Here is a 20,814-nt window from a genome sequence, read left to right as displayed (position 1 = left end):
GTATATTCAGGATTCGGCCCATTTCGGCCATCTTTCTGAATAATACCGGCTTATCTTTAACTCATATTCATGTTTTAAAGATCTTCCGTTTTTTATGAGAATTTTTTTTGCAGGTCGTTTGCCAATTTAAACACCATGATCCGCTCACCTGTCCGCGTGCTGATATCCGTATGAAAGCTGATCGTATCTTCACCGGTCAGCTCTTTCATAATGCGGCTCAAGTGTTCCCGGCCCGATTCCACCAAGCCGGAGCGGGTTCTTTTGATCGATAACAGCCCTTCTTTTGTACTGCAAAGTTCGTACTCGGCAGGCGTTAAAATGCCGTTCAATGAAACGATGACCATATTTCTGAGAATATCTGTTTTGACAGACACGGACCCCCGTCCCAAATAGTCTTTTTCCCATTGGGTTAAGGCTTTGCTGATCTCAGCTTCCAAAGACCCCTTCGTCAATTTCTGTTTTTCCAATGTTATATCCTCCTAAAAAAACGGTATATTTCTTTTCCTCATACATAAATATAGGGAAAATGAAATATACCGTCCTATCAAAATCTTAATGTCATGCATGGAAAGATTACTTTTTCACGCGGCCATAATGGCATTATAACCGAATGCTAAAGCTCTTTTTGCATGAGATTGCGATTATTGATTTTACGGATTACTTTTTTTAATATCATAGCTTTTAAGATTTGTAATGTCAATACCATATTGTTTTTGGATGGAAAAGGCATATTTTAGGTCAAGGGAAAGAGACAATATCCTCGGCCGTTATGAAGCTGATACGAAAGCAATAAATTTTACAACGCAAAAAGTGTGTCCTGGAATCCTGGCACAGGAATTTTTTCATGCCATTGACAGCGACCTCTTTTGATAGCATCAACACGATTTCGGAAATCGGTATGAATAGAGCTATATAAAGTGAACAATCCTGTTAAAGAAATCGTTTCATGTTATCAATGCTGCAATTCATCAGCCTCTGAAACAGAAAAAAGAAAAGCAAAACATCAAAATACTGCACTTGCTGTGGATCAGTCGGCTAAATTAAACTGCGGTGTCGGAGAAGCTTATCAGCTCATCGTCCCTGTCGGTTCTCGGCTTGATTCCGATTTATTGATTCCACGCCGGCATTGTAAAAGGCAAATCAAAAAGGCCGTTCTTTTGAACAGGCCTTTCATCGCTTTATGCGCATAAGTATTTTGACAAAAGCGCTTGAATTTCAAGCATGTCGGTATCCTTTGTAAACTCCAGGTCAAAGACTTTGCTGCTTGTCATGAGCGAAAGAGAGGAATCAGGATTGAACATGCTGACTTCCCTGATTGCAAAGCCTTCAATTGACTTGTAAGGAAGAAAAACACGGACTTTCTTTTTGGAAAATAATTTGTTGTCAAAAAAAATAATCCGCTTGTTGGTAAAACAAATTTGATCAATTCTTAGTCTGCAGACAGATTCAATCTTTTCTCCTTCAATAAGCAGCGGTTCAAATTTTTTGCCGTCTGCTGTTTTGCTAGCTGAAAAAACGCCCAATCAAAACCCCTCTTTCTGTATATCTAATTTATGTTAATGCACAAGGCAAAAGGATCTCTTCGTTACTATTTAGAATACGATAACACCGTTTTATAAACAATTACGAGCAGATTACATTTCTTTAACTCTCTATGTATGTTTTTTATCTACCAGTTAATACGCGTAACAAGAACTAAAGGTTTCAACTTTTTTCAGATTTTTTAGTTCGCCATCCCGTGCCTGACAAAAGACGCACAAAACCGCAGGAAATGATTATCCTGCGGTTTTGTTCAGCGATCTTCGCCTTCTATCGTGCTTTCCATATGCGTATCGGACACTTGCTCTTCTGTTACAGCCATGCCTTCCGCCCCTGCTTTATCGCTGCGGCCGGCTTCTTTCTGAAGGAGCTCCCGAATTTCCTGGTCGCGGTTTTGTTTCACCAGATTCACCCTTTCAATCGTGATCATCTTTTAGTATTGATGATCGTTGGGAGAATCATTCAGCCCTCAGACCTCTTTAAAGTATTCTTTGTAATAGCCGCCCACTTTGCCGGTGTTGTCGATAATAAATAAAAATTCTTCCGTTTCATTTTTGACTTCATACGTTTTCCCTACGGTCAAAGCTCTGTCGACAATGTATTTTTTTGCGTCGGTGTGAATGCATGTTACTTTTTTCAACGTTTTGTTGTTGTGCCATTTTTCGTGGATCATACTGATGTCTCCTTTTAAAAAACGATGTATAAATTCCATTGTAGCGTTTTTTTGCCGAATTGCAACGATGCACCGTCCAGGGCGGCTCCTTCTCTAAACCGCAAATGAATATTGATTTCAATTCATTTTCTGTTATAGAATAGTGGTGTGCGATTCCAAAATCAGCAATATATCCCACCTTCGGCATCTCATTGATCCAACCACCAATCACACCAGCACCAGGAATAACTCACAAGAAGACAGACCAAAATTTTAAGGGAGGTTTGTTTCACAAACATGAGTTCTTTAACGATGCAGGTCAGTAAAAGGCTGGAGTCATTTTTGCAGGGAACGAAAAAGCTTTACATTAACGGAGAATTTGTAGCGAGCGCTTCAAACAAAACGTTTGAAACCCCAAACCCGGCCACGGGAGAAACACTCGCTACATTGTATGAAGCGGGCCCTGAAGATGTCGACAAAGCGGTAAAAGCCGCCAGGGAGGCTTTTGATCACGGGGAATGGCGGACAATGCTCCCGGCCGAGAGAAGCCGGCTCATGTACAGACTCGCCGATCTGATGGAGGAACACAAGAACGAATTGGCCCAGCTTGAAACGCTTGACAACGGAAAGCCGATCAGCGAAACATCCGCAGGGGATATTCCGATGTCAATTGAACACATGCGCTATTACGCCGGCTGGGCGACGAAAATAACCGGACAAACGATTCCTGTAAACGGACCTTATTTTAACTATACACGCCATGAGCCTGTCGGTGTGGTCGGGCAGATCATCCCTTGGAACTTCCCGCTCCTGATGGCGATGTGGAAAATGGGTGCAGCTCTGGCAGCCGGCTGTACAATCGTCTTAAAGCCTGCTGAGCAGACTCCCCTTTCCGCCCTGTATCTGGCCGAGCTCGTCGATCAGGCCGGATTTCCAAAGGGCGTGATCAACATCATCCCGGGCTTCGGAGAAACAGCCGGGGAAGCGCTTACAGACCACAAGCTGGTCGACAAGCTGGCATTCACGGGCTCGACCGAAATCGGCAAAAAAATCATGGAAAAAGCGGCAAAAACCGTCAAGCGCGTCACCCTCGAGCTCGGCGGAAAATCGCCGAACATCATCCTGCCTGATGCAGACTTGAAAAAAGCGATTCCGGGAGCGCTGACCGGCGTCATGTTCAACCAGGGCCAGGTGTGCTGTGCAGGTTCGCGCGTATTCATCCATAAAGACCAATACGATAAAGTCATCGATGAAATGGCCGCATATGCAAAATCCATTCGTCAGGGTGCTGGGCTTCACGAAGATACGCAAATGGGACCGCTTGTCAGCAAAGAACAGCATGAACGGGTTCTTTCATATATTGAAAAAGGCCGCCAGGAAGGCGCGAAAATTGCTGCCGGCGGAACATGCCCTTATGAGGAAGGATATTTCGTCTCTCCGACCGTGTTTACGAATGTTGAGGATGACATGACGATCGCAAAAGAGGAAATATTCGGCCCTGTCCTGGCCGCGATCCCTTATGAAACGGTCGACGAAGTCATCGAACGCGCCAACCGGACGGAATACGGGCTTGCCGCCGGTGTTTGGACGGAAAACGTGAAAAACGCCCATTATATAGCAGACCGCCTGCAAGCAGGCACCGTTTGGGTCAACTGCTACAATGCGTTTGACGCGGCATCGCCGTTCGGCGGCTATAAACAGTCCGGCCTCGGCCGGGAAATGGGATCATACGCTTTGGATAATTATACTGAAGTGAAAAGCGTATGGATCAGTATGGAGTAGCATCTTTTTTCCACCAAGGCAAAACACCGTCCACATTGTGGACGGTGTTTCAGCTTGTCGACAAAGTCACAAAAAAAGTGGCTTGATCGACAAGCTTTTTTTGTTAAAATGTGTGTGGAATCTAATTTTTGGAGGTTTTACCATGTTGACCAAACACTCTAAAGATCAGCGTGAACAGCTTGAAGTCTTTGCCTTAAGTGAGCTTGTACCTGAAGACCATTTGGTCAGGAAGATGGAAGAAGCCATTGATTTTTCATTTATTTATGAAAAAGTTGCCCCTCTTTATTCTTCAAAAGGGCGTCCAAGTATTGATCCTGTTGTACTGATTAAAATGGTGCTCATTCAATACGTGTTTGGTCATCGCTCCATGCGCGAAACCATTAAGCGAATCGAAACTGATGTAGCCTATCGCTGGTTTATTGGATATGGATTCTCTGAAAAAATCCCTCATTTTTCAACCTTCAGTAAAAACTATGAACGTCGCTTTCATGACACAGACCTATTTGAAACAATCTTCTATAAGATTTTACGTCAAGCCATGGATCTCGGCCTCGTCGATCCTTCGGTCGCCTTCATCGACAGCACACATGTCAAAGCGAATGCCAATAAGAAAAAGTTTGTGAAAAAGATCGTAAGAAAAGAAACAAGAGCTTATCAGGAGCAGCTAGATCAAGAAATTAATGCCGATCGCGAAGCGAACGGAAAAAAGCCCTTAAAGCCCAGGCGATGCTTAGAGGAACGAGAAGTAAAGGAAAGTACAACTGATCCTGAGAGCGGATATTTTGTCAAAGGCGAACGAGAACGTCTTTTTGCCTATGGATTTCATACAGCTTGTGATCGGAACGGATTTGTGCTGGGAACGGTTGTTGAGCCTGCCAATATCCATGACAGCCAAGTGTTCGCGTCGCTGTTTCAACAAGTAAAAGAGCGCGTTGCCAAGCCTCATACGGTCGCAGTTGATGCCGGATACAAAACACCGGTTATCGCAAAATTTCTTCATGAAGAAAACGTTCGCCCTGTTATGCCTTACACGCGTCCGCAAACCAAAAAAGGATTCATGAGAAAACACGAGTATGTTTACGATGAATTTTATGATGTCTATATCTGCCCGCAAGACCATATTCTCTCCTATCGCACAACCAATCGGCAAGGTTATCGAGAGTATGCTTCAGATCCAAAACGATGTAAACCATGTCCATTACTACATACATGTACAGAAAGTAGAGATCATCGAAAGATGATTCACAGACATATCTGGCAGGATCATTTAGACGAAGCTGATCATCTTCGGCATACGGAAGAGAATAAACAAATCTATGCCAAACGTAAAGAGACGATCGAACGAGTTTTTGCCGATTTAAAACATAAGCATGGCCTGCGCTGGACAACCCTACGGGGAAAGAAAAAATTGTCCATGCAGGCGATGCTTGTTTTCGCTGCCATGAATCTGAAAAAGCTGGCGAATTGGACCTGGAAAGGTCCTAACCGCCAGCCTTCTGATCGAAATAATAGAATAAAATGGACAAAAACAGGTCGGATTTTAAAAATCCGACCTGTTTTGTCAACGGTCTGAAACACCGTCCACATTGTGGACGGTGTTTTTTGTTCGGAATTATCCTTTGTTTCGGCTCATTTCAAGCTGTTGCTGCCGCGCCCCAGCCTCTGCTGTTTAAAAACAGGGAGAAGTCAATCGCTTTTTCGCCTGTCATATTCTTTTTTCAGGATCCCCATGATGATTTCGTCTGAATATCGACCGTTCATATAAAGGGCCTCCCTCAACGTTCCTTCCTTTTTGAACCCGGCTTTTTCGTATGCTTTCACACCCCGGATATTATGAGAAAACACCTCGAGCTGAAGCCGGTTTAATTGAAGCTTCTCAAAAGCAAACTGCTGCGCCAGTTTAACGGCTTCAGTGCCGTACCCTTTGTTGAAATGGTCCCGGCCGTGGAGCGCAATTCTGAATCCGGCTTTCCGGTTGACCCGGTCGATGTCCAAAATCGACAAATCGCCGATCGTCTCATCGCCGTCCTGTAAACAAATCGCAAAATCATAACGTGTACCATCATTTGTGATCCGTTCGTAATGATCATATAATTCGTCCATTGTAAAGACGCGTCTTGTTCCGGTCATATACCTGATGTCATCATCCTGGACGGCTCTGTAGAAGCTCTCCATATCTTCTTTCCTGACGGGTCTTAAGTAAACGGTTCGGCCTCTTTCCATTTAGACTCTCCTCCCCTTGATTACGCATCAGTTTCTTGATATGCAGCAGACCAGTGAAACGGCTGAATCTCCTTTAATGCTTTAAAGACAAGGCCGCCGTCAGGGACGGTAACAGCCGCTTTCACCTCAGACCCCCAATAAAAGAGCCTTTCCTGGCATACCCCGCAAGGCGTGAGCACTTTATATCCGGAATGTTCATCATCTCTGACGACGCAAATGGAATGCGTGATCTTCGCGCCCAGCTTGTGCGCTTCTAAAATGGCGCCTGTTTCAATGCATAATTCTGTAGAAGCGTTGATGACCTCCGGTGCAACGCTCGTGAGGATTTTACCTTCTTCCGTATACATCGCGGCCGCTCCGCCCCATCCGGAAGGGTACCTTGCGTTAATGAGCTCAACAGCGGCTTCATACAGCGTTTGTTCTACCTTCATTTTTTTGACCTCCATTATTTGTGTGTCCGGTGCAGCTTGTATATGTATCCCTTTAAACGATACCTGATTTTTCCCACGGGGTAAACAAGTTTTACAGGCTTCGTTTAATGGCGATGGCCGCCCCCTTCCTCTTTTGGATCCGATCCGAACGATTTCAGGTTCCTGAGCAGAAACACCGCCGACAATCGCCTGTTTAATCGGTCCTCCGCTTTCCGCGTATGAAAGACAAAACGGCGGCTTGAAACTCCAGTGTTCAAAGCCGCCGTTTCTGTTTTTTATGAAACTTTTAACCTGACAAATTTTCGTTTTCCGACTTGTACGATTAAATCGTCTTTAACGATAACCGTTTGCTGCAGATCATCGACCCTTTCTCCGGCAATTTTCACCCCGCCGTTTTGGATCATCTTCCGGGCTTCGCTTTTAGAAGGCTGCAGCTTTAATTCAACGAGCAAATCGATGACCGGGATGTGTTTTACGCCTTGCCAGCGAACTTCAGGCATTTCATCAGGGAGGCTTCCTTTTTGAAAAACTGCGGTAAAGTGCTGTTCGGCTCGTTTTGCTGCTTCAGCGCCATGGTACATTCTGACAAGCGTTCCCGCCAAAAACATTTTGGCGTCTTTCGGATGGTCTGCCTGAAGTTGTTTGATTTGTTCAGCCGAAAGGTCTGTTGCAAGTTCAGCATACTTTGTGATCAATTGATCAGGGATGGACATCGTCTTTCCGTACATGTCATTCGGGCTTTCATCAATGCCGATGTAATTGTTCTTCGATTTAGACATCTTTTCGATCCCGTCAAGCCCCTCCAATAAAGGCATCAGTATGGCAGTCTGTTTCACTTTTCCGAATTTTTCTTGAAAATGCCGGCCCATTAAGACGTTGAAATGCTGATCCGTTCCGCCAAGTTCAACATCCGACTCCAGTACAACAGAATCGTATCCCTGCATGAGCGGATAAAAAAATTCGTGCAGCGAAATCGGTTTTCCAAGCGCCAGCCGCTCTTCAAAATCGTCTCTTTCCAAAAGCCGTGCCACCGTTATTTTTCCGGCGAGCTTTATAACGTCTTCAAAATGTAACCTGGACAGCCATTTTGAGTTGTAGTGGAGTTCTGCTTTTTCCATATCGATGATTTTCCCAAATTGCTCAAAATACGTTCGGGCATTATGCTTTACTTCTTCATCTGTCAGCTGCTTTCTGGCGGCCGATTTGCCTGTAGGGTCGCCGATTTTCCCTGTGAAGTCACCGATAATCAACTGGATGTTATGACCGTTTTCCTGAAATTGCCTGATCTTATTTAAAACGACGGTATGGCCGAGGTGTACGTCCGGAGCTGAGGGATCAAGACCAAGCTTAATGTTCAACGGCCTGCCGGAAACGACCGATTTGGCAACCTTAAGCTCAAGATCTTCGGCCGGTATGATGTCCTCTGCTCCTTGCGTGTAGATCTCCATTTGCCTCCTTACTTCTTTGATTTGGCTTTCTGAAAGCTGTTCCAAAACATGACTCACGTTAATTTCCTCCTTTTTAAAAATAAAAAAAACACATCCCTTCTGTGAAAAGGGACGTGATTTTTGCCGATTGCACGCGGTACCACCCTAATTGAAGAACATGATCGTTCTTCCGCTCATTCGGTATAACGGTCCGCCCGTTCTTTGTTCACAAAGAAAGCTCAAAGGGCGGTAATTCATGATGATCTTTGTGCCGGTTCACACCGTCCACCGGCTCTCTTGATACAGGGAAACCATCACTACTAAGACCCCATCATCGCTATTCATTATTTCTGATGATTTTTCGGAGCAGGCCGACCATAACCTTTTGCTCTTCTTTTTCAAGACTTCCGGCGAGTTCGGTTTCGCCTTGATGAAAGCGGGGATACAGATTTTCCATTACCTCTCTCCCCTTTTCGGTAATGGCGACGTAAACGATTCTCCTGTCCCTTGGATCGGTTTTCCGAGAACAGAGCTCTTTCCGCTCCAAGGTTTTCGTGATATTTGAGACTGTCGCTTTGCTGACCCCCGATGTTTCCGCCAGCCTTTTCGTCTCCATTGACCGCCATACCCATAAATCATAAAGGATCGAAAACGCCGTCCATGACAATCGATGCTCTGAGAGAACCTCCTGCTCCATTTTATTCTTCAGGAGCTGTGCTGTGCGGTATAAATTGGCACAAACGGCAACCGCCTCTAAATTGAGCTCCTTTAATGGCAATTTGGTTAATGCATTGGTGGCATCCTTTTCTTCCGGAAGCAATGTTCCGTCTTCATCAAATACGTGGATCACACATCCCTCCTTTAATTTTCAAAATCGTTAGCTATGAAACGATGTTAACAGAAATGCCTCTGACATGCAACAGCTTCTTTATCATGATGCATGACGAATCATGCAGGCGAATAGATTAATATGAAGGGGATGAGAAGAATGCATTCTTTACTGGAAGAGGTAAAAGCGTTCAGGCAAAAGACTCTTGAACAACTTTTAAACAAACAGAAGCCGGACGGATCGTGGAGGTTTTGTTTTGAAGGGTCTGTCATGACGAACAGTTTTTTGATTCTTCTGCTGACTTCTCTCGGGGATCATGACCCTTCTCTAACCTCCGCTCTTGCCAGACGAATCAGGTCGAAGCAAGATGGTGACGGGACGTTCCGAAATTATCCGGATGAGACAGCCGGAAATTTGACGGCGACTGTGCAGGGATATACCGGCATGCTGGCTTCAGGATTGTACAACCGCTATGAACCGCATATGCAGAAAGCGGAGGCGTTTATTAAATCCAAAGGCGGATTAAAACGCGTCCACTTCATGACGAAATGGATGCTTGCAGCAAACGGATTGTATCCGTGGCCGAGACTGTATTTGCCGCTGTCTTTTTTGCTGATCCCTCCGGTTTTCCCGCTGCATTTCTATCATTTGAGCACATATGCGAGAATTCATTTCGTTCCGATGGCCATCACGCTAAATAAAAAATACTCGCTGAAGAACGAGCAGATCGGCTCGCTGCGCCACCTAGATGAAAACATGTCAAAAAATCCGCTGGAGTGGCTCAGCATCCGCTCTTTTCATGAACGGCGCTATTACCCCTTCAACCTGCAATGGAAAGAACTTTTAAAAGGGCCGGTTTACGTTCACAACCTTGGGTATGAAGCAGGAAAAAAATACATGCTGGACAGAATCGAACAAGATGGTACGCTGTACAGCTATGCGAGCGCGACGATATTTATGATTTACAGTCTGCTTTCACTCGGGATCTCAAAACACGCACCCGTAATCAAAAGAGCGATCAGCGGGGTGAAGGGGCTGATTTCTCCGTGCGGAGGAGGCGATGGCCTTTATTTGGAAAATTCCACATCAACCGTCTGGGATACAGCATTATTAAGCTTTGCGATGCAGGAAGCCGGAATGCCCGGAAAAAGCTCTGCCGTCTCCTCTGCGGCGGACTATCTGGAAAAAAGGCAGCATGCCAAAAAAGCGGATTGGGCCGTTTTCAATCCGCATGCAACGCCGGGCGGCTGGGGATTTTCGAATATCAACACGAACAATCCGGATTTGGACGATACAGCAGCGGCGTTAAAAGCGATACCTTTTAACAGACGAACGGCCGACTGGAACCGGGGACTCGCCTGGCTCTTGTCGATGCAAAACAGGGACGGCGGTTTTGCGGCCTTTGAAAAAAACGTCAACCATCCTTTGATCGGAAGTCTGCCGATCGAGTCGGCGAATGAGGCTGCAGTCGATCCGTCAACCGCCGATCTGACGGGCCGCGTTCTGCATTTGCTCGGCCTTAAGGCGGGTTACAGGGAGGACCATCCCGTCATCAGGCGGGCGCTCCATTGGCTTTACCACAATCAGGAGGAAAACGGTTCATGGTACGGCCGCTGGGGCGTCTGCTATATTTACGGAACATGGGCGGCAGTGACCGGGATGAAAGCAGTCGGCGTCCGGGCGGACGATCCGGCTGTCCAAAAAGCTTTGCGCTGGCTTGCGTCTATTCAGCTTCGTGACGGAGGCTGGGGCGAATCGTGCAAAAGCTGTGAAATCAAAACGTTTGCACCCCTTCCCCACAGCACGATCGTTCAAAGTGCATGGGCGCTCGACGCGTTGCTGCAATATACGGACCCGCTCGAACCGCATATTCAAAAAGGAATCCGTTTTCTCATCGATCAAAGCCGGCATCAGCCTAAGCACATCGTTTATCCGACGGGCATCGGGCTTCCGAAGCAATTTTACATTCGCTATCACAGCTATCCCTTCGTGTTTTCTCTGCTGGCTGTAAGCGCGTTTATTAAACAAATGGAAATGGGGGAGAAACATTGAACAGAGACGTATACAAAGAGGAGCTGGCGTCTTGGGCCAACCGTCTGAAGGAACAGGTGAAGCATGATCCTTCTTTGGAAAGCCGGTTAGATGGGTTGTTTCGATCGCTGGATGATGCCGATGCGACTGAGCAGGAATGGTATGAACAGGCTGAAGCCGTTTATGAGACAATCAGCCGCAGCAGCGCTCAAGAGAACCGCCAGCCGTACAGGATGGTTCCGATCGGCGGCCATCGTCTGCCAAGGCTTCCTTATTCGTATTCGGCACTTGAGCCTTATATTTCGAGAGAGATCATGTTTCTTCATCATACAAAGCATCACCAAAGTTATGTCGACGGTCTCAACAAAGCGGAACGGGAACTGCAAAAGGCGCGGCAGACGAAACAGTACCAGCTTGTAAACCATTGGGAAAGAGAGCTCGCATTTCACGGAGCCGGACACTATTTGCATACGATTTTCTGGTATGCGATGAATCCGAAAGGCAAAAGAAGGCCGTCCGGCGAACTGCTGGAGATGATCAACAGATCGTTCGGCGGTTATTCTGCCTTTAAGGAGCATTTTACAGAAGCCGCCAAACATGTCGAAGGAGTCGGCTGGGCAATACTCGTATGGGCGCCGCGCTCGCATCGCCTCGAGATTCTGATTGCAGAAAAACATCAGATGATGAGCCAATGGGACGTCATCCCGCTCCTTCCGCTTGATGTATGGGAACACGCATACTATCTCCAGTATCAAAATGAAAAAGCGAAATATGTGGACAATTGGTGGAACGTCGTAGACTGGCGGGAGCCGGAAAGGCGCTTTGTGCAGGCGAAACGCGTCCTGTGGGAACCTTACTGACCGGAACAAAAAAATCCCTAAACTCAAAAGTTTAGGGATTTGAAGACTCCGATTACATCTAAAAAGACAATAATGATGACGACTGGCGCCACGTAGCGGATTAATAGAAGCCAGACGGCGAACCATTTTCGCTTGAGATTAGAGCCTTCTTTTAATTCGGCAAACAGCTCGTCTTTCGGTATTTTCAGCGGAACGAAAACGGCGATTAAAAAGGCGCCGATCGGCATTAATATGTTGCTGACGAGATAATCTGACGCATCAAAGATTGACAGGTTGAAAATCGTGACATGCTGAAGCACTCCGTACGATAATGCTGCAGGAATTCCGAACAGAAATATCGCGATGCCGCCAGCCCAGGCAAAGATCCGCCTTTTTCTCGCATCCCCTTTTGACAAAACGGAGACCAAAATTTCAAGCATCGAAAAGGCTGAAGTGAGCGTCGCAAATAAAAACAGGATAAGAAACGCCAATAAAAAGACAATTCCAAACGGCATCTGATGGAATACGGACGGAAGCACGTTGAATAAAAGCATCGGCCCCGCATCAGGAGATAAACCGAATGAAAACACTGCAGGGAAAATCGCAAATCCCGCAAGAATCGCCACTGACACGTTTAACAATGTGACCGAAACGGCCGACTGCACCATATTTTCTTTTTTGGACAAATAAGCGCTGTATGTCACCATGACAGACACCCCGACGCTCAAAGAGAAGAAGGATTGCCCCATGGCAAACAGCACCGTCTCGGCTTTTATGCGGGAAAGGTCAGGCTTTAAGAAAAACTCGATTCCTTCCATTGCCCCCGGCAGCGTGACCGAGCGGACAATCAAGATCAGAAAAATGATAAAAAGGGCCGGCATCATAAACCTGCTCGCTTTTTCAATTCCGCTGCTGACTCCTTTTGCCACAACAATGATTGTAATGATGATAAAGATAAGCTGGCTGACAAGGACGAGAAACGGATCTGCAATCGTTTGTCCAAAAAGGTTCGCATAATCCGTATTTTTTGAAAGTTCTCCCGTCAGTCCTTTAAAGATATAAATGATAATCCAGCCGCCGACGACGCTGTAAAAAGACAGCAGAATAAAGCACGTGACGATGCCGAGCCGCCCGATCAAATGCCACAGCGAGCCAGGCGCAAGCTCCTTGTATGATTCAACGGCGTCTTTTTGCGTCTTTCTGCCGATGATAAATTCAGCCAATAATAACGGAAGCCCGACCAATAAGGTAAAAAGGATAAAAATAAGTAAAAACGCCCCGCCGCCGCTTGTTCCGGCAACGTAAGGAAACTTCCATATCGCGCCGAGCCCGATTGCCGAGCCGGCTGAAGCTAAAATAAAGCCAAGCTTTGATGACCATGAATTTTGATTATTTTCCACTAAAGCACCTCTTCTTCTCAGGACAACCCTGCAAATCATGCTACAAAGTATCATTTTAAAAACGATTTCTGAATCCGTCAAGTTTTCGAATAATTCTTTTAGTTTACATAATAAAATTATTGGCCGTGTATTTTTTCGGTGTTGAATTATTCAGAATATTAATTATAATAATAGGACACGAATTTTGTTAGATTTTCTGCACAGTAAGGAGCTGGACAAATGAATTATTTAGTCAAAATCAGTCAATTTACAGGAAAGACCTTTGCCATATGGGTGATCCTCTTTGCGGTGCTCGGGTTTGCATTTCCTTCGCAGTTTACATGGATCAGCCCTTATATTACGATTCTGCTCGGCGTCATCATGTTTGGGATGGGGCTGACCCTGTCAGCGGACGATTTTAAAGAACTGCTGCGAAAACCCCTTCACGTGGTAATCGGCGTGATCGTCCAATTTACTGTCATGCCCCTCACTGCTGTTGCGCTGGCTTACGGACTCAACCTTCCGCCTGACATTGCCGTCGGCGTCATTTTAGTCGGCTGCTGCCCCGGCGGGACCGCCTCAAATGTCATGACCTATTTGGCAAAGGGAAATACGGCGCTGTCTGTCGCGATCACGACGATTTCAACATTGCTGGCGCCTGTTTTGACACCGTTTCTCATTATGCTCTTCGCAAAAGAATGGCTGCCGGTATCCTTCGCATCGTTATTTGTCTCGATTTTACAGGCTGTACTGCTCCCGATCATTCTCGGACTGATCGTCCAGTTTATCTTTAAAAAACAAGTGGAACAAGCGGTGCAGGTGCTTCCGCTCGTGTCGGTCATCGGGATTGTCGCGATCGTTGCGGCCGTCGTCGGCGGCAATCGGGACAATATCATTCAATCCGGGCTGCTGATTTTTGCGGTTGTCGTCCTTCACAATGGACTCGGACTGTTGCTCGGCTTTTTGCTGGCAAAATGCTTCAGGATGGATTATGCTTCGCAAAAAGCCGTCTCGATTGAAGTCGGCATGCAAAATTCGGGTCTTGGAGCAGCGCTGGCAACCGCTCACTTTTCACCGCTGACCGCCGTGCCGAGCGCGGTTTTCAGCGTCTGGCACAACCTTTCAGGTTCATGGCTTGCGACTTACTGGGCCACAAAAGCAAAGAAGCAGAAGAATGCGTCCGAAACCTCGCAATCTTCCGCCGTTTCATAAACAAAAAAGCTTTGGCCGCTCATGCGGCCAAAGCTTTTTTTTGATTTTATCCCTCTAACAGAAGCTGCTCAGGATCTTCGAGCAGGTTTTTCACGGTGACTAAAAAGCCGACCGCTTCTTTTCCATCGACGATCCGATGGTCATAAGATAAAGCGATGTACATCATCGGGCGGTTTTCAAAGCGCTCCTCATCGATGGCGACAGGGCGAAGCTGAATTTTATGCATGCCCAAAATTCCGACCTGCGGGCTGTTTAAAATCGGAGTCGACAGCAGCGATCCGAACGTTCCCCCATTTGTAATCGTGAAGGATCCGCCTTGAAGTTCGCCGAGCGACAGCTTGTTGCTTCTCGCTTTTTTCGCCAGCTCAGCGATGTCTCTTTCGATATCTGCAAAGGTTTTGCGATCCGCATCGCGAACGACAGGGACGACAAGACCTTCAGGAGCGGCGACCGCGATCCCGATATCGTAAAACTTTTTGATGACAAGCTCGTCGCCTTGAATTTCCGCGTTGAGAAGCGGGTATTTTTTCAGGGCAGCCACGACGGCTTTTGTAAAGAAGGACATGAATCCGAGCTTAACATCGTGCTGCTCAAGGAATTGGTCTTTGCGGCGTTTTCTGAGATCCATGACCGCCGTCAAGTCTACTTCGTTAAAAGTCGTCAGCATAGCGGCGGTGTGCTGAACTTCAACGAGGCGTTTGGCAATCGTTTGTCTCCGGCGGGACATTTTCTGCCGTTCAACCGGTTTTGCCGAATCCTCTGCACTTGCGGCCTTTCCTTGAGGTTTCGGCGCGGCCGGAGCTTTTGGCGGCTGCTCGTTCTTTTGATAGGATTCAACATCTTGTTTTCTGACCCTTCCGAGCGGATCGCCAGTCGGAATTTCCGATAAATCAATGCCTTTTTCCCGGGCCAGTTTTCTGGCAGCAGGAGAAGCGACCGTTCTTGTTTTCGCCGCCTCTTCCCGGCTTTTCGCTTGATCTGGCGTTTCGGCTTTCTCTTGCGGCGCCGCAGGCTTTTCTTCCGAAGCCTCTGCGCTCTTCTTGGCATCAGCCTGTTGAGCGGAGTCCCCGCCTCCTTTTGCCTCGCCTTCTGCTATCGTTCCGATCACTTCACCGACCTGAACCGTGTCGCCGGAGTCTTTCAGCACTTCCTGAAGCACTCCGGACTGTTCTGCCGTCAATTCGACGTTGACTTTGTCGGTTTCCAGCTCAAGCAGGAATTCCCCTTGTTCCACATAATCTCCCGGTTGTTTCAGCCATTGGGCTATCGTTCCTTCTGAAATTGATTCCGCTAATTCAGGTACTTTAATTTCCGCCATTTTTTCAGTTCCCCCTTAGTTTTTGCGAGTCAAGCTCTCAGATACAATGCGTTCCTGTTCCTTCTTATGAACCGTCGGATCCCCTTCTGCCGGACTTGAACGTCTTCTTCTTCCAATATAGCGCACTTTAACGTCTTTAGGGGCGATTTCCCTTAAATAAGGCTCAATGTAATTCCAAGCCCCCATATTTTGCGGTTCTTCCTGAACCCAAACGATTTCTTCCAAATTCGGCAGTTTGCTAAAGACCTCCTTGATATGCTTTGCAGGGAAGGGATAAAGTTCTTCGACCCTGGCAATGTGGACCCAGTCTTTGTCAGTTTCCATCTTGTTAAAGTAATCGCTGATGTCGATCGAGACTTTGCCGCTTGAAAGGATGAGACGCGTCACTTTTTCATACTGATGAGAAAGACCGGACATTTCGTAAACAGGCTTAAAGCTGCTGTTTGTCAGCTCTTGTACTTCTGAAACGGTGTTCGGATTTCTCAGCAGGCTTTTCGGCGTCATGATAATGAGCGGGCGGATCTCCTCACGCAGCAGCATTTTCGCCTGCCTTCTTAAAATATGGAAGTATTGCGCCGCACTGGTCAGATTGGCGACGGTCCAGTTATTTTCCGCTGCAAGCTGGAGGAATCGCTCCGTTCTGCCGCTCGAATGCTCAGGTCCCTGCCCTTCATATCCGTGAGGGAGCAGCACGACAAGCCCGGATTTTTGCCCCCATTTGGCCCGGCCTGCTGAAATAAACTGATCAAAATATACTTGGGCTGCGTTCGCGAAATCTCCGAACTGTGCTTCCCAGATCACCATCGTTTCCGGTGAAGACACGTTATAGCCGTATTCAAAGCCAAGGACAGACCCTTCAGAAAGCGGGCTGTTGTGAACCGCAAATGCCGCTTTTGTATCAGCAAGGTGATGCAGGGCGATGAATTCGTCCCCTGTCTTGCTGTCATGAAGGACAAGGTTGCGATGTGCAAATGTGCCGCGTTCTGAATCCTGGCCGGTCAGCCTTACAGGCGTGCCGTCTTTCAAAATGGACGCAAACGCCATCGCCTCGGCCAAAGACCAATCGACTTTCCGGTCATTTTCAAACGCTTTGGCGCGCCTTTCGAGGATTCGTTTTAACTTATCGAACACGTTGAAGTTTTCCGGCCATGCGATCAGCTCTTCATTTATTTTGCGCAGGACGTCAAATTCAACCGATGTGTCGACGTTCGGGAACCCGTTGGACACCGGCTCCGGCAGAACGATTTCATGCGTCATGTCTTCCTTTTTCGCCGGCACTTTTCGGTACGCATCTTCCAAACGCTTCATGACCGAGTCTTGAATTTTTTGAACGGCCTCTTTTTCAATGATCCCTTTATCGATCAGCTTTTCTGCAAAAATGTTTTTGACCGTCGGATGCTTTCTGACCGCATCGTACAGCATCGGCTGCGTCGCCGACGGTTCATCCATTTCGTTGTGTCCGAAGCGGCGGTAGCCGATCAGATCGATCAAAAAGTCCTTGTTGAACGCCGCTCGATACTCGACGGCAAGCTGAACCGCTGAAAGACAGGCTTCAGGATCGTCGGCGTTGACGTGGACAATCGGAATTTCAAAGCCTTTGGCAAGGTCGCTCGCGTATTTCGTCGATCTCGATTCATTGCTTTCGGTTGTAAATCCGATCATATTGTTGGCGATGATGTGGATCGCTCCGCCTACCTGATAGCCCTTCAGCTGACTGAGGTTCAAGGTTTCAGCGACGATTCCTTCTCCCGGGAATGCAGCATCGCCGTGGATCAGAATCGCCAGCGATTTTTTGACGTCTTGAACCGGATAGCCGCTCTCCGTTCTCGTTTCCTGGGCCGCTCTGGTAGAGCCCTCTACAATCGGATCGATGAATTCAAGGTGGCTCGGATTGTTCGCCAAGGCGATCCGCGCCGTCCGTGTCTCTTCATCCTGAATCTGGCGGTTTGCGCCGAGGTGGTATTTTACATCCCCCGTCCAGCCGTAGCTGATTCCGATCGATCCCTCTGAAGGGACGAGATCTTTATTCGGAGCATGCTGAAATTCGGAAAAAATGATTTCGTAAGGTTTTCCGAGCACGTGGGCCAATACGTTCAGGCGTCCCCTGTGCGCCATTCCGATATTGATGTTCGTCGTACCAAGGGAAACCGACTGGGCGATCATATCGTCCAGCATAGGCACGAGCGCATCAAGCCCTTCGATCGAGAAGCGCTTTTGCCCGACAAATGTTTTGTGCAAAAACTGTTCAAGCCCCTCAACCTCTGTCAGCCTTCTTAAGACGTCTATTAATTTCTCTTTCGCTTTCGGTGCGAATAATTCCCCCGACTCGATCTTCTTCATCAGCCAATTGCGCTCTTCAAAAATATGCACATGGTCGAATTCAAAAGAGATCGATTTTTTGTATGTGTTCCTTAAGTACTGGATGGCTTCTAAACCGTTCGATACATCTTTTGGGGCATCTTTGCAAATTACCGACGCCGGGATTTTTTCCACATCCTGCTCGGTCAGACCGTATTCAGCAAGCGGGAAAAGCTCTTGTTTTTCTTGCGTTTTTCTCAAAGGATTGACGGAAGCGTTTAAATGGCCATAGGTTCGAATATCTTCTGCGAGTTTTACCGCGGATGCGATTTTTTCGATAGATTCTGCCGTGAAATGTGCCCCTTCATTGCTTTCAGAGGCGGCCCTTATGTCACCCGGGGGAGCTCCGAGATCGTCAAACATCTCTTTCACGTCAGGATCGACGCTCTCCGGATCCTTGACATACTGATCATAGAGCTCCAGCACATAGCCGAGGTTCGGACCGTGAAATTCTTCCCAAGTCATTCTTTGTTTCATACTATTTTGAAACATTTGAACATTACCCCCAACCTAATAATCAAGTGAATGATTCACTATCTTAATATATCTTCTGAACCCTTTGCCCAGAATTATGTAATAAAAACGCTTCCACGTTCATTTTACCACTGTTTCTCCTTCGTTTCTACACAGATTGTTCAAATAAAATTAAAAAATCGTCTTGAAAAATAAAGAATTTTATAATTTAGAACATTCAGACCGCGTCTGTTTTGCACTTTATCCATATTTCACCTTTCCGTCTGTATGTGATGACGTTTGTTCCAGGAAAATAAATTTCAAAAATTATAGTTGATGAAGATAATAAAAATTGGATGATTTATCGATCATGCCGGCAATAAAAACAGATGGCCGCGAACAATGCAGCCATCTGTCATGCCTATCTTATACTTTTGTTCAACAGCTTTTTTAAGAGCGGATACAGCACGTCAGGAAGCTGATCGACATCAGGGACGAACAGGCTGTACTTTCCGTACATATCCTGAATCGTTTTGATTTGCGATTCTTCGATTTCGCTGTTCGATAAAAATACGTTGATCACTTCGATCTTTCTTTTTCTCGCTTCCATTACCGCTTCGTGCGTATCGACAATGCCGTTCTGTTCGTAATTGAAGGCTGCCGGCTCCCCGTCTGAAAAGACGATCAGGAATTTTTGCCCTTCGCTTCTTTGGACGAGCATTTTCGTCATTTGCCTGATCGCATAGCCGTCCCTGTTGTCTTCTTCGGGTTCGAGCTGCATGATGCGGGGCCCTGCGCTTTCTTTTAACGAATCCCTGAAAGGAATAACCGTGTGAAAGTAGTTGGGCTGGCTTGTTTCTGTCGCATCATTCGTATCCTCCCAAAACCCGACGATCTGATGGGGGACGGATACGGATTTAAGCGCTTCGTGAAACAGCACGATGCCCCGTTTTGTCTCGGCCATTTTGTCATGCATGCTGGCGGAGCAATCGACCAGCAATGTAAAGACGGCATCGATTTCTGTTGAGTTTTCTTGTTTTTTGTAAAAAAGACGCGGATTTCGTTCCGTAAAGTAGCGAAGCAGCTTGTTGTTCAGGCGGCCGGCGTGCAAATCGGTTCTCGGCAGCGTTTTTTTGTGCTCAAGCGTTTTTTGAATCATTTGCTTCAGCCGCTTTTGGTACGATTCGACCGTCTTTGCCTGCTCCTGATAGTCCAATGCTTCTTCATTTGTCGGTTTTTCGGGCGTTTTAAAAATCGGGAAGGCGTAGCGGTTTTCCTTTCCTTCCGGTGTTCCGCCCGCATTCGGTTCGTCCTGGACAGATTCAAGGGATTCGAGCTTTGAGTAATCTTTCCTTTTCGTCTGTTTCGCCGTTCCCTGGACTGCGCCGAGCGCTTGATCGCCGTCTTCGCCTTCCCTCAAAGCGCCTCCCGTAATATCGGTCTTCGCGCCGTGTTCCAAGTCGAATTGAAGGAAGCTTTTGGCCGGCGCTTCCGTTTCTCTGTGCCATGTCGGCATTTCCTCATCAAGGACTTCCTCGTCCCCTTCGCTTTTCTCATCCAGCACCAAATCTTCGCTTAGCTTCGGCTTCGCTTTCAAATCGTTAAACAGGGACTCTTCATCAACCTGTTCGTACTCGAGCTCCGGGAAAAAGAAGTAGGTGTTCAGCATATCCTTTTCAAGGACCTCTTCAAAGGCTTCCATCAACATGCTGACGATTGACACGATATCCCCCGTTGACCGCGCTTCATATACGCGGCTCAGCTGCTGTTCGATAAATCCTTTCAGCGGATCGATCGATTCATGGATATGCGGGATGCCCTCAAGCGGCGATTCCGCCGTAAGCTTCACATAAATCGCGCAAAACAAGGCATCGGTAAAAATGCTCCGTTCCAGATTCAGCGTCAGCTGTGTCGTAAAATGCTTCCGGTACATCTTTCTCCGGTTGAAAAACACGTTTTTTGTTCCTGGACGTTCTTTTTTGATGCATTCTTCAATTCTGACATCCTCAAAAAGCATAAACAACTGTTTTGCGAAACTCTTAAACTGATAATGACGGATGTCATCGAGCATCTTTGCAAAGTCCTTCATCGAGCTGTAGCGGGTACCGACGGAGCGCAGGTACACATCGCTCTTCAGCCCGGCGACCATGTCCGAATGAGCGCGGTCCTTCCAGAAATGACTCATGTAGATTTTTTTCTCAAACGGGTTGTAATAGGACTGAACGCCGTATTCCACTTCAACCTGATCGCTTTTAGCGAGCGTCTTAGCCAGATCCGTCAGCTCCATAAACAAGAGAGAGTCGATCTTGCTGTCGTTAAATTTAATAAACTTCATGAAAGA

General features: G+C 46.9%; 17 protein-coding genes and 1 other annotated feature. Of the genes, 5 read left to right on the top strand and 12 right to left on the bottom strand.

All coding sequences use genetic code 11. From position 1 onward, the window contains the following. Positions 1-92: 92 nt before the first annotated feature. The 4 genes from NSQ39_RS08595 to NSQ39_RS08580 all read right to left on the bottom strand — a co-directional run bounded on the left by NSQ39_RS08595 (position 93) and on the right by NSQ39_RS08580 (position 2,212). The gene (locus NSQ39_RS08595; protein WP_341014557.1) at positions 93-467 is read right to left on the bottom strand and encodes a DUF2294 domain-containing protein; all 375 of its coding nucleotides are present in this window, start codon (positions 465-467) and stop codon (positions 93-95) included. A 711-nt stretch (positions 468-1,178) separates the two neighbouring features. Then, positions 1,179-1,523 carry a PH domain-containing protein gene (locus NSQ39_RS08590; RefSeq protein ID WP_046129545.1) on the bottom strand — a complete coding sequence of 115 codons (345 nt, stop codon included), beginning with the start codon at positions 1,521-1,523 and terminating at the stop codon, positions 1,179-1,181. 269 nt (positions 1,524-1,792) lie between these two features. Next, positions 1,793-1,942 carry a YozQ family protein gene (locus NSQ39_RS08585; protein ID WP_216898573.1) on the bottom strand — a complete coding sequence of 50 codons (150 nt, stop codon included), beginning with the start codon at positions 1,940-1,942 and terminating at the stop codon, positions 1,793-1,795. 66 nt (positions 1,943-2,008) lie between these two features. Beyond that, complete coding sequence (locus NSQ39_RS08580; RefSeq protein WP_046129546.1) at positions 2,009-2,212, bottom strand: DUF6501 family protein; 204 nt, start codon at positions 2,210-2,212, stop codon at positions 2,009-2,011. A gap of 276 nt (positions 2,213-2,488) precedes the next feature. On the opposite strand from NSQ39_RS08580, the gene NSQ39_RS08575 reads away from it, so the two are divergent. Then, entirely contained in the window at positions 2,489-3,973 is a 1,485-nt protein-coding gene (locus tag NSQ39_RS08575) for an aldehyde dehydrogenase family protein (RefSeq protein WP_046129547.1), read from the top strand. A 142-nt stretch (positions 3,974-4,115) separates the two neighbouring features. Next, positions 4,116-5,546, top strand: coding sequence for an IS1182 family transposase (locus tag NSQ39_RS08570; protein ID WP_065894240.1), 1,431 nt, complete (start codon positions 4,116-4,118; stop codon positions 5,544-5,546). 113 nt (positions 5,547-5,659) lie between these two features. Here NSQ39_RS08570 and NSQ39_RS08565 read toward each other — a convergent pair whose 3' ends face one another. The 4 genes from NSQ39_RS08565 to NSQ39_RS08550 form a co-directional block, all read right to left on the bottom strand. Further along, positions 5,660-6,196: a GNAT family N-acetyltransferase gene (locus NSQ39_RS08565; RefSeq protein ID WP_216898571.1), complete on the bottom strand. Its 537-nt coding sequence runs from the start codon at positions 6,194-6,196 to the stop codon at positions 5,660-5,662. Positions 6,197-6,216: 20 nt separating this feature from the next. After that, a complete protein-coding gene (locus tag NSQ39_RS08560; protein WP_046129549.1) occupies positions 6,217-6,627 on the bottom strand; it encodes a cytidine deaminase in 411 nt (136 codons plus the stop codon). 275 nt (positions 6,628-6,902) lie between these two features. Further along, complete coding sequence (tyrS, locus tag NSQ39_RS08555) at positions 6,903-8,075, bottom strand: tyrosine--tRNA ligase (RefSeq protein ID WP_216898660.1); 1,173 nt, start codon at positions 8,073-8,075, stop codon at positions 6,903-6,905. Positions 8,076-8,179: 104 nt separating this feature from the next. Further along, positions 8,180-8,398, bottom strand: a binding site (T-box leader). Beyond that, entirely contained in the window at positions 8,392-8,901 is a 510-nt protein-coding gene (locus tag NSQ39_RS08550) for a MarR family winged helix-turn-helix transcriptional regulator (protein ID WP_216898658.1), read from the bottom strand. It overlaps the preceding feature by 7 nt. A 141-nt stretch (positions 8,902-9,042) precedes the next feature. Here NSQ39_RS08550 and NSQ39_RS08545 point away from each other — a divergent pair, with 141 nt between their 5' ends. Both NSQ39_RS08545 and NSQ39_RS08540 read left to right on the top strand, forming a co-directional pair. Further along, positions 9,043-10,935 (top strand): terpene cyclase/mutase family protein, encoded by a 1,893-nt coding sequence (locus tag NSQ39_RS08545; RefSeq protein ID WP_175075060.1) that lies wholly within the window; start codon positions 9,043-9,045, stop codon positions 10,933-10,935. After that, positions 10,932-11,774, top strand: a complete 843-nt coding sequence (locus NSQ39_RS08540) for a superoxide dismutase (RefSeq protein WP_046129552.1) — start codon at positions 10,932-10,934, stop codon at positions 11,772-11,774. The genes NSQ39_RS08545 and NSQ39_RS08540 overlap by 4 nt, the downstream gene beginning before the upstream one ends. A gap of 23 nt (positions 11,775-11,797) precedes the next feature. On the opposite strand, the gene NSQ39_RS08535 is transcribed toward NSQ39_RS08540, so the two are convergent. Continuing rightward, positions 11,798-13,153 carry a sodium-dependent transporter gene (locus NSQ39_RS08535; protein WP_082094039.1) on the bottom strand — a complete coding sequence of 452 codons (1,356 nt, stop codon included), beginning with the start codon at positions 13,151-13,153 and terminating at the stop codon, positions 11,798-11,800. 219 nt (positions 13,154-13,372) lie between these two features. On the opposite strand from NSQ39_RS08535, the gene NSQ39_RS08530 reads away from it, so the two are divergent. Continuing rightward, positions 13,373-14,344: a bile acid:sodium symporter family protein gene (locus NSQ39_RS08530; protein WP_341014546.1), complete on the top strand. Its 972-nt coding sequence runs from the start codon at positions 13,373-13,375 to the stop codon at positions 14,342-14,344. Positions 14,345-14,390: 46 nt separating this feature from the next. Here NSQ39_RS08530 and odhB read toward each other — a convergent pair whose 3' ends face one another. The 3 genes from odhB to NSQ39_RS08515 all read right to left on the bottom strand — a co-directional run bounded on the left by odhB (position 14,391) and on the right by NSQ39_RS08515 (position 20,808). Further along, on the bottom strand, positions 14,391-15,662 hold the full coding sequence (gene odhB, locus NSQ39_RS08525; RefSeq protein ID WP_341014544.1) for a 2-oxoglutarate dehydrogenase complex dihydrolipoyllysine-residue succinyltransferase: 1,272 nt from the start codon (positions 15,660-15,662) through the stop codon (positions 14,391-14,393). A 15-nt stretch (positions 15,663-15,677) separates the two neighbouring features. After that, on the bottom strand, positions 15,678-18,512 hold the full coding sequence (sucA, locus tag NSQ39_RS08520) for a 2-oxoglutarate dehydrogenase E1 component (RefSeq protein WP_341014542.1): 2,835 nt from the start codon (positions 18,510-18,512) through the stop codon (positions 15,678-15,680). 382 nt (positions 18,513-18,894) lie between these two features. Continuing rightward, positions 18,895-20,808, bottom strand: coding sequence for a nitric oxide reductase activation protein NorD (locus NSQ39_RS08515; RefSeq protein WP_341014539.1), 1,914 nt, complete (start codon positions 20,806-20,808; stop codon positions 18,895-18,897). Between the last annotated feature and the right edge of the window lie 6 nt (positions 20,809-20,814).

Origin of the sequence: Bacillus sp. FSL W8-0848 (assembly GCF_038007805.1) — a bacterium.
In the GTDB taxonomy this organism is placed as follows: Bacteria; Bacillota; Bacilli; order Bacillales; family Bacillaceae; genus Bacillus; species Bacillus glycinifermentans.
The sequence above is the reverse complement of the archived record's forward strand: the minus strand, read 5'-3'. Positions and strand labels throughout refer to the sequence as shown.